The organism is Streptomyces anandii JCM 4720, assembly GCF_014650655.1.
GTDB lineage: Bacteria > Actinomycetota > Actinomycetes > Streptomycetales > Streptomycetaceae > Streptomyces > Streptomyces anandii.
The window spans coordinates 190,827-200,915 of the sequence record NZ_BMVJ01000010.1; the positions used below are offsets into that span (position 1 = coordinate 190,827).

Sequence of the window (10,089 nt, forward strand, 5' to 3'; positions counted from 1 at the left end):
CTCGGGGTCGAACACCTCGTGCACGATCCGGTTCAGCTCGCGGGCGCTGGCCAGGTCGCGGCCGAACGGCTTCTCGATGACCGCGCGCCGCCACGCGCCCTTCGGGCCCTCGGCCAGGCCGTGCTTCTTGAGCTGCTGCACGACCTTGGGGAAGAACTTCGGCGGTACGGAGAGGTAGAAGGCGAAGTTGCCGCCCGTGCCCCGGGAGGCGTCCAGCTCGTCGACGGCGTCGCGCAGCGCCTTGAACGCCGTGTCGTCGTCGAAGTCGCCGGGGATGAACCGCATGCCCTCGGCGAGCTGCTGCCAGACCTCCTCGCGGAACGGGGTCCGCGCGTGTTCCTTGACCGCGTCGTGCACGACCTGGGCGAAGTCCTGGTCCTCCCAGTCGCGGCGGGCGAAGCCGACCAGCGAGAAGCCCGGCGGGAGCAGGCCGCGGTTGGCCAGGTCGTACACGGCGGGCATGAGCTTCTTGCGGGACAGGTCGCCGGTGACGCCGAAGATGACCAGCCCGGACGGACCCGCGATCCGCGGCAGCCGCCGGTCCCGGCCGTCGCGCAGCGGATTGGCCCACCCGGCGGCGGGCACGACCGGCACCCGCACCCCGCCCGAGGCAGCGGCCCGCTTCCGGCCGCCACCCGCCGACGAGGCCTTCCCGGCACCGCCCGCCGGCGAGGCCTTCCCGGCCTTCGCCGCCGGGGCGCCCGCGCCCTTCGGCGGCGCGCCCTCGTCCTCCGTGGCCGCGACCACGGTCTTCCGCACCGCGACCGGCTCCGCCGGCTCGGCGGGGTTCTTGGTCATTCCGCGTCAACTCCCTTGCCGTTCAAGGACTTCGTGACCGCGTCCAGCAGGTCCTGCCAGGCCGTCTCGAACTTGGCGACGCCCTCCTCCTCGAGCCTCCGCACGACCTCGTCGTAGGAGATCCCCAGCCGCTCGACGGCCGTGAGGTCCGCGCGGGCCTGCTCGTAGCCGCCGGTCACCGTGGAACCGGTGACGGCGCCGTGGTCGGCGGTGGCCCGCAGCGTGGCCTCCGGCATGGTGTTCACCGTGCCCGGCGCGACCAGCTCGTCCACATACAGGGTGTCCTTGTACGCCGGATCCTTCACCCCGGTCGATGCCCACAGCGGCCGCTGCGGGTTGGCTCCGGCGCCCGCGAGGGGCGCGAAGCGCTCGCCGGGGCGCGTCGAGCCGTCGACGGCGCCGAACACCTGCTCGTACGCCGCGTAGGCCAGCCGCGCGTTGGCCAGCGCCGCCCGCCCCTTGAGGGCCAGGGCCTCGTCGGTGCCCAGCAGGGTCAGCCGCTTGTCGATCTCGGTGTCGACGCGGGAGACGAAGAAGGAGGCCACCGAGTGGATCGCCGACAGGTCCAGGCCCGCGGCCCGCGCCTTCTCCAGACCCGCGAGGTAGGCGTCGGTCACCTCCCGGTAGCGCTCCAGGGAGAAGATCAGCGTCACATTGACACTGATACCCGCTGCGACCGCCTCGGTGATCGCCGGCAGGCCCGCCCGGGTGGCCGGGATCTTGATCATCACGTTGGGCCGGTCCACCAGCCAGGCCAGCTGCCGCGCCTCGGCGACCGTCGCCGGGGTGTCGTGGGCGAGCCGCGGGTCGACCTCGATGGAGACCCACCCGTCCCGGCCGCCCGTCGACTCGTGCACCGGCCGCAGCACATCGGCGGCGGCGCGCACGTCCGCGGTGGTCATCATGCGCACGGCCTCGTCGACCGTGACCCCGCGCACCGCCAGATCGGCGAGCTGCTCCTCGTAGCCCTCCCCGGACCCGATGGCCGCCTGGAAGATCGACGGGTTGGTGGTCACGCCCACGACGTGCTGGTTCTCGACGAGCCCGGCCAGGTTGCCCGACTCGATCCGCCGCCGCGACAGGTCGTCCAGCCAGATCGACACGCCCAGGCCGGACAGGCGCTCCAGCGCCGAGGGGGTCGCGGTTGCTTCGGTCACAGTGATCATCTTCCTTGTAGCGTTCGGATCATGCGCGCGCTGCGGCCAGCGATGCGCGGGCCGCGGCGGCGACGTTCTCGGGGGTGAAGCCGTACTCGGCGAAGAGGGTCGCGGCGTCGGCGGAGGCGCCGAAGTGCTCGAGCGAGACCACGCGGCCGGCGTCGCCGACGTAGCGGTACCAGGTCAGGCCGATGCCGGCCTCGACGGCGACCCGCGCCCGCACGGACGGCGGCAGAACGCGCTCGCGGTACTCGCGGGGCTGCTCCTCGAACCACTCCACCGACGGCATCGACACCACACGGGCGCCGGTCCCCTCGGCCTCCAGCAGCTCCCGCGCGGCGACGGCGAGCTGCACCTCTGAACCGGTGGCGATCAGCACCACGTCCGGCGTTCCGGTGGAGGACTCCGCGAGGACGTAGCCACCCTTGGCCGCGTCCGGGTTCGGCGCATACGTCGGCACGCCCTGGCGGGTGAGGGCGAGGCCGTGCGGGGCGGGGTGGGTGGAGTGGCGGCGCAGGATCTCCGCCCAGGCGATCGCGGTCTCGTTGGCGTCGGCGGGGCGGACGACGTTCAGCCCGGGGATGGCGCGCAGCGAGGCCAGGTGCTCGACCGGCTGGTGGGTCGGGCCGTCCTCGCCGAGGCCGATGGAGTCGTGCGTCCACACGTACGTCACCGGCAGCTGCATCAGCGCCGACATGCGCACCGCGTTGCGCATGTAGTCGGAGAACACCAGGAAGGTGCCACCGTAGATCCGGGTGTTGCCGTGCAGGGCGATGCCGTTCATCTCCGCGGCCATGGAGAACTCGCGGATGCCGAAGTGGACCGTACGGCCGTACGGGTCGGCCCCCGGCAGCGGGTTGCCCTCGGGCAGGAACGACGACGTCTTGTCGATGGTGGTGTTGTTGGAGCCGGCCAGGTCGGCGGAGCCGCCCCACAGCTCGGGCAGGACCGCGCCGAGCGACTGGAGCACCTTGCCGGAGGCGGCGCGGGTGGCGACCGCCTTGCCCTCCTCGAACACCGGCAGGGCGTCCTCCCAGCCCTCGGGCAGCTTCCCGGCGACGACCCGGTCGAACAGCTCGGCCCGCTCGACCTGGCCGGCGCGCCAGTCCTGGAGCCGCTTGTCCCAGGCGGCGTGCGCCTCGGCGCCCCGGTCCAGGGCGCGGCGGGTGTGGGCGAGGACGTCGTCGTCCACCTGGAAGGTGCGCTCGGGGTCGAAGCCGAGGACGCGCTTGGTGGCGGCCACCTCGTCCTCGCCGAGCGCCGAGCCGTGCGCGGCCTCGGTGTTCCGGGCGTGCGGGGCCGGCCAGGCGATGATCGTGCGCATGGCGATGATGGAGGGGCGGCCGGTCTCGGCCCTGGCGGCGGTCAGCGCCGCGTACAGGGCGTGCACGTCGATGTCGCCGTTCGCGGCGGGCTCGACGCGCTGGGTGTGCCAGCCGTAGGCCTCGTAGCGCGCCAGTACGTCCTCGGAGAAGGCGGTGGCGGTGTCGCCCTCGATGGAGATGTGGTTGTCGTCGTAGAGGAACACCAGGTTGCCGAGCCTCTGGTGCCCGGCGAGCGAGGAGGCCTCGGCGGAGATTCCCTCCTCCAGGTCGCCGTCGGAGACGATCGCCCAGACGGTGTGGTCGAAGGGCGAGGCGCCCTCGGGCGCGTGCGGGTCGAACAGGCCGCGTTCGTAGCGGGCCGCCATCGCCATGCCCACGGCCATCGCGACGCCCTGGCCGAGCGGCCCCGTGGTGGTCTCCACGCCCGCGGTGTGCCCGTACTCCGGGTGGCCCGGGGTCTTCGAGCCATGGGTGCGGAAGGCCTTCAGATCGTCCAGCTCCAGCTCGTATCCGGCCAGGTACAGCTGGGTGTAGAGGGTCAGCGAGGTGTGGCCGGGGGAGAGGACGAAGCGGTCACGGCCCGTCCACTCGGGGTCCGCGGGGTCGTGACGCATCACCTTCTGAAAGATCGTGTACGCGGCGGGAGCCAGGCTCATCGCCGTGCCCGGATGGCCGTTGCCGACCTTCTGCACGGCGTCGGCCGCCAGAACACGGGCGGTGTCCACGGCTCGCCGGTCGAGGTCGGTCCATTCCAAGCGGTCAGTTGTCTGCTCGCTCATCTTCAAGAAGTCCTCGGAGGAAGCGGGATGTCATGCCGGACGCGTTCGAACTTAAAAGTCTGACTTTTTTGCCGGAAGGTCTCCGTGTGTCAGCCTGTGGTGAAAGTGGGACACCGGGGCGCCCCCGGAGTCGATCGAAGCGGCATGAGACGGACATGGCGGACACACACACCCGAGACGGTGACGGCGGCGGGATCAGAACCTTCCCCTTCCCGGTCGACCTCAGCCTGCGCGGTGTCGGACTTCAGGTGGGCCCCCTGGGCGCCGACCGCACCTGGCACTCCGAGGCCCCCCTGCACCGCGTCCACCGCATCGACTTCCACGTGGTCATGCTCTTCGGCGCCGGTCCCGTGCGGCACATGGTCGACTTCGCCGAGTACGAGGCCGCGGCCGGCGACGTGTTGTGGATCCGCCCGGGACAGGTCCACCGCTTCTCGAAGAAGAGCGAGTACCGCGGAACCGTGCTGACCATGCAGCCCGGCTTCCTGCCCCGCGCCACGGTCGAGGCCACCGGCCTGTACCGCTACGACCTGCCCCCGCTGCTGCACCCCACCGACGCCCAGCGCGACGCCCTGACCGCCGGCCTGGCCCAGCTGCGGCGCGAGTACGAGGACACCGGCACCCTCCCGCTGAGCCTGCACACCGCGGTGCTGCGCCACACGCTCACCGCGTTCCTGCTGCGCCTGGCCCATCTGGCGGCCAGCTCAGCCGAGGCGGCGCGCGGGCGGGCGGACACCACCTTCACCCTCTTCCGCGACGCGGTGGAGCAGGGCTTCACCACCAATCACAGCGTCAGCGCCTACGCCGACGCGCTCGGCTACTCCCGCCGCACCCTGGTGCGCGCGGTGCGCGCCGCGACCGGCGAGACCCCCAAGGGGTTCATCGACAAGCGGGTCGTCCTGGAGGCCAAGCGCCTCCTCGCGCACACCGGGCTGCCCATCGGCCGGGTGGGCGCCGCCGTGGGCTTCCCGGACGCGGCGAACTTCTCCAAGTTCTTCCAGCTGCACACCGGCATGACGCCGGTGGCCTTCCGGGCCGAACTGCGCTGAACACGCCAGGGGTCCCGCGCGACCCGCGCGGGACCCCTGACCCTGCCGGACGGCCTGCGAAAGCTCAGTGGCCGAAGTCGAACCAGTTGACGTTCACGAAGTCCGCCGGCTGGCCGCTGGTGAAGGTGAGGTAGACGTCATGGGTGCCGGTGACGGAGGAGATGTTCGCCGGGACCGTACGCCATGACTGCCAGCCGCCGGTGTTGGCCAGCGCGAAGCTGCCGATGGGCGCGTTGGAGCGGCTGTCCAGGCGCACCTCGACCAGCCCGCTCACCCCCGAGGCCGCTCCGCTCGCCACCCGGGCGTAGAACTGAGTGGCCGCCGTGGAGCCGAAGTTGACACCCTTGTAGAGCGCCCAGTCGCCGCCTGCGAGGGAGCCGATGTCCTGGCCTCCACCGGAGTCGGTGGTGGACTCGGGGATCACTCCGGACTGGCTGTCGTAGGACTCGGCCTGGACGGGGCTGTAGGCGTCGCGGTCGCCGGACGGCGGGGGAGTGGTGCCGCCGCCGCTGCCCGAGGACTGCAGCACCTGCACGTAGTCCACGGTCATCGGGTGGCCCGGCTCGGTGCCGCTGTCGGGGCCGCCGCCGAAGGCGCCGGGGAAGCCGCCGCCCATCGCCACGTTCAGGATGACGAAGTAGCCGTGGTTGGTGGCGTTCGCCCAGGTCGTCGCATCGACCTGATTGGCCTTCACGGTGTGGAAGTTGACGCCGTCGAGGTAGAAGCGGATCTCCTCGGGGCTGGTCGACCTGTCCCACTCCATCGCGTAGGTGTGGAAGCCGGCCTGGCAGGTGGTCCCGGCGCAGGACGTCGAATTGCCTATGCCCGACGTCTCGTTGCACGGCCCGCCGGGGTTGGTGCCGCAGTGCATGGTGGCCCAGTCGGTGTTGAGACCCTGGACGTTCTCCATGATGTCCAGCTCGCCGACGCCCGGCCAGTTCTGGTAGTTGCCGCGGAACGGCGAGCCCAGCATCCAGAAGGCCGGCCAGTAGCCCTTGGCGGCCGCGCCCGTGACGTTGGGCATCTGGATGCGGGCCTGCACGCGCAGCTTGCCGCCGGCCGGCGGCTGGAAGTCGGTGCGGGTGGTCTCGATCCGGCCCGAGGTCCAGTGGCCGGAGGCGTCCCGGCGTGGAGTGATGAGCAGGTTGCCGTTGCCGTCCAGCGCCACGTTGCTGGTGCTCGAGGTCATCGACTCGACCTCGCCGGTGCCCCAGTTGCCGGCGCCGCCCGGGTACGAAGTGCCGGTGTCGTAGAGCCAGTCGGAGGTGTTGACGCCGGTCCCGGCGGGGCCGTTGAAGTCGTCGAGGAACACCTGCGTCCAGCCGGAGGGGGCAGTGGGTGCGGAGGCGTTCGCGGGCAGGGTCGCGGCGGTGGCGGTGGCGGCGGCCGCGGCCAGACCGAGCGTGCCGATCACGGCGACGAGCGCGCGCCGTACGGACCGGCGTCTGCGGTGGGCGGCCGGTGGGGAGCCGGCGGGCATGCCGGAGGGTTCACTCATGGGGGGGGGTGCCTCTCGGGTACGGGGAGTGGGGTCTCGAGAGCGCGTCTTGAGAGCGCTCTCAAGCAACGGGTGCGCCGCCAATGTGCTCTCGGCCGCCGCGGCCGTCAAGAGTTAAAACAAAGAAACTCCTTTGTGGGGACGGGAGTTCAGCTGATGAAGGCTGAGATTTCCCGGTTGTCCCGGGGATCACGGGTGCCTTGTCGCGGCTGCCTTGTCATGGGGTGCGGTTCCAACGCCCCGTACTTCGTACGCCGTTGACTATGCGCGTCTGCCTACCGGTCCGTAACCTACGCGTCCGTAAGTTCACCACCCTCATCGCTTCACCCCAGGACCCGAACAACCGCACCCCCTCCCGCCGCGATCACCCTGATCAGCGAATGCAGGCATAAGTGTTGACGTTGACCCGGCTCCGCCGGGCAGGCCGTCAGGGCGCTCCGCGCCCTGGGCAACCGGGCACCGCGGCCCTCCCGCGCCGCTGCCTGAGGATGCGACTCCTCACCGGCGTGAACGCCGGAGCCTCCTCGTAAGAGCCAGGGTGAAGCGAGACTGCTGACCCGGCGGTTGTTCGGGCGCCTCCCCGCGTGTCCCCGCCCCCTCACCCCCCGGGGCGGGGGCACGCGTCATGATCGGGGGAGGGACTGCGGTCCGGGGTTGCCGTGCGGAAGGGGTGCAGGGATGAGGCTGGCGATTCTGGGAGGTGGCGGCTTCCGGGTGCCGCTCGTGTACGGGGCGCTGCTCGGTGACCGCGCCGAGGGCCGGGTCACCGAGGTCGTCCTGCACGACCTGGACGCGGACCGGCTGCACGCCGTGACCCGGGTGCTCGCCGAGCAGGCACGGTCCGCCGCGCCCGGCGCCGCCCCCGCCGTGAGGGCCACCACCGACCTGGACGAGGCGCTGCGCGGCGCCGACTTCGTCTTCTCCGCCATCCGCGTCGGCGGCCTCCAGGGCCGCGCCGACGACGAGCGCGTGGCGCTCGCGGAGGGCGTCCTCGGCCAGGAGACGGTCGGCGCGGGCGGCATCGCCTACGGCCTGCGGACCGTGCCGGTCGCCGTCGGCATCGCCCGGCGCGTGGCCCGCCTGGCCCCCGGCGCCTGGGTCATCAACTTCACCAACCCGGCCGGACTGGTCACCGAGGCCATGTCACGGCACCTCGGGGACCGCGTCATCGGCATCTGCGACTCACCGGTCGGCCTCGGCCGCCGTATCGCCCGGGTGCTGGGCGCGGACCCGGGCCGGGTGTGGATCGACTACGCCGGCCTCAACCACCTCGGCTGGGTGCGTGCCCTGCGCGTCGACGGCCGCGACGAACTCCCGCGCCTGCTGGCCGACCCCGTGCTGCTCGGCTCCTTCGAGGAGGGCAGGCTCTTCGGTGCCGACTGGCTGCGGTCGCTGGGCGCGATCCCCAACGAGTACCTGCACTACTACTACTTCAACCGCGAGACCGTGCACGCCTACCAGCGGGCCGAGCGCACCCGTGGCGCCTTCCTGCGCGACCAGCAGGCCGGGTTCTACGAGGAGATGCGCGACCCGGACACCCCGGCGCTCGCGGCCTGGCAGCGCACCCGTGCCGAGCGCGAGGCCACCTACATGGCCGAGAACCGCGAGACGGCCGGCGCCGGCGAACGCGAGGCCGACGACCTCTCCGGCGGCTACGAGAAGGTGGCCCTCGCCCTCATGCGGGCCATCGCGCGTGACGAGCGCACGACGCTGATCCTCAACGTCCGCAATCGCGGCGCCCTTTCGGCGCTGGACACCGAGGCGGTCGTGGAAGTGCCCTGCCTGGTCGACGCGAACGGCGCCCACCCGGTCGCGGCCGACCCGCTGCCCGGGCACGCCACCGGACTGATCTGCGCGGTCAAGGCGGTCGAGCGCGAGGTGCTGGCGGCGGCGGAGTCGGGCTCGCGCGCGAGGGCGGTGACCGCGTTCGCGCTGCATCCGCTCGTCGACTCGGTGAACGTGGCCCGCAGACTGGTCGAGGGCTACACCCGGGTCCACCCCGGCCTCGCGTACCTCGCCTGATTCCGCCCGGCCGGTCCGGCCCCGGCAGCGCGCTCCGGGGCGTACGCCGAGGCGGCCGGTCGCTCCCCCGTCCGGCGACCGGCCGCCTCGACCCCCCGTGCTCCCCCGTTCTTCCCCCGTGTCCCCCGTTCCTTTCCCCCGTTCCCCGTTCCCCCGTGGCTCCCCCGTCTCCACTCTTGAGAGCCGCCGGCCCGGGTCCTGATACACCCCCGTGCGAAAAGTTTCGGACGAGTGGAAAAGGGAGTCCCCCCGGCCCAGGGACCGGGGGGACGTCGGGGTGGCGCGCTCAGCCGGTGAAGCCGGCCGTGATGGAGGTGAACTGCCAGTTGTTCTGGCTGATGCCGGAACAGTTGCTCACCACGCCGCCGCCGGGGCAGGGCCGGTCGCGGTTGACCGACCAGAAGGCGAGCCGCGCGATGTGGTGGCCGTTGGCCCAGTCGCGGATCTGGGTCCAGATCGCGGGAGTCGTGTTCTCCTGCTGGTCGGACAGGCCGTTCATGCCGGAGATGCCGATGTGGGAGTAGGCGGTGGCGTCGTCCCAGCCGAACGTCGACTTCAGCTTGGCCTTCAGCCCCTCGGCCGCGTTGACGGTGTTGCCGTACATGTCCGAACCGCCGCCGAAGTCGAACGGCATGATGGTGAAGACGTCGATGTTCGCGTTCAGCGACTGCGCCTGCTCGATCAGCCGGTTGCCGTAGTACGTCGGACCGGTCGTCGAGGTGCCGAAGGTGACGATCGTCCTCAGACCCGGGTTGTTCGCCTTGACGGTCTTCAGCGCGGTGAGGATCTTCGCCTGCACGGCCTCGTTCTCGAACTCGTCCGTGTTCTCGATGTCCATGTCGATCGCCTTGAGGCCGTAGGCATCGATCACCTTCTGCAGGGCCCCGGCGAGCGCGCTCGCGGAGGAGCAGTTGGCGCCGAGCTTGCTGCCCTGCCAGCCGCCGAACGAAGGTACGACGTCACCGCCCGAGGAGCGGATCTGGTTGATGGCGCTCTGGTCCGCGCCGCCGGTCAGCGGCCGGCTGCCGTCCCAGGCCGGGTTGCAGCCGCCGGAGTCCAGCACGAAGGCCATCGTGAACCACTTGACCCCGGTCGCGCTCATCACCGTGGACGGGCTCGGCGGGTCGCCCCAGCCCTCGTAGAGGTAGGGCGCCGCCTGCTTGAAGCCGCCACCGCCTCCGCCGCCCCCGGCGTCCGTCGTGACGCCGACCGAGTTGGAGGCGCCCGACACGTTCCCGGCCGCGTCCCGCGCCTTCACGGTGAAGGTGTAGCCGGTACTGGGCGACAGGCCGCCCACCGTGGCGCTCGTCCCCGACACGCTCAGCACCTGACCGGAACCGCTGTAGACGTCGTACGCCGTCACGCCGACGTTGTCCGTCGAGGCGTTCCACTTCAGCGAGACGCTGGAGGACGACTTGCCGGTCGCGGTCAGTCCCGTCGGCGCGGTCGGGGCCTGGGTGT

The 10,089-nt window shown here is 71.8% G+C and carries 7 protein-coding genes; 2 read left to right on the top strand and 5 right to left on the bottom strand.

Annotation, left to right across the window (positions count from 1 at the left end):
* The 3 genes from IE249_RS37895 to tkt all read right to left on the bottom strand — a co-directional run.
* Positions 1-798, bottom strand: a 798-nt coding sequence (locus IE249_RS37895) for a glucose-6-phosphate dehydrogenase (protein WP_506367120.1), incomplete at its 3' end; no start/stop codon positions are given.
* Positions 795-1,964 carry a transaldolase gene (tal, locus tag IE249_RS19835; protein ID WP_189706304.1) on the bottom strand — a complete coding sequence of 390 codons (1,170 nt, stop codon included), beginning with the start codon at positions 1,962-1,964 and terminating at the stop codon, positions 795-797. The genes IE249_RS37895 and tal, both read right to left, overlap by 4 nt.
* A 19-nt stretch (positions 1,965-1,983) precedes the next feature.
* A complete protein-coding gene (gene tkt / locus IE249_RS19840; RefSeq protein WP_189706305.1) occupies positions 1,984-4,059 on the bottom strand; it encodes a transketolase in 2,076 nt (691 codons plus the stop codon).
* A 155-nt stretch (positions 4,060-4,214) separates the two neighbouring features.
* Between tkt and IE249_RS19845 the strand changes: the two genes are divergently transcribed.
* On the top strand, positions 4,215-5,108 hold the full coding sequence (locus IE249_RS19845; protein ID WP_189706307.1) for a helix-turn-helix domain-containing protein: 894 nt from the start codon (positions 4,215-4,217) through the stop codon (positions 5,106-5,108).
* A gap of 64 nt (positions 5,109-5,172) precedes the next feature.
* On the opposite strand, the gene IE249_RS19850 is transcribed toward IE249_RS19845, so the two are convergent.
* The gene (locus tag IE249_RS19850) at positions 5,173-6,606 is read right to left on the bottom strand and encodes a glycoside hydrolase family 16 protein (RefSeq protein ID WP_189706309.1); all 1,434 of its coding nucleotides are present in this window, start codon (positions 6,604-6,606) and stop codon (positions 5,173-5,175) included.
* Positions 6,607-7,284: 678 nt separating this feature from the next.
* Here IE249_RS19850 and IE249_RS19855 point away from each other — a divergent pair.
* Entirely contained in the window at positions 7,285-8,628 is a 1,344-nt protein-coding gene (locus tag IE249_RS19855) for a 6-phospho-beta-glucosidase (RefSeq protein ID WP_189706311.1), read from the top strand.
* A gap of 286 nt (positions 8,629-8,914) precedes the next feature.
* On the opposite strand, the gene IE249_RS19860 is transcribed toward IE249_RS19855, so the two are convergent.
* The coding region (locus IE249_RS19860; RefSeq protein WP_229858860.1) for a fibronectin type III domain-containing protein at positions 8,915-10,089 on the bottom strand (1,175 nt) is incomplete at its 5' end.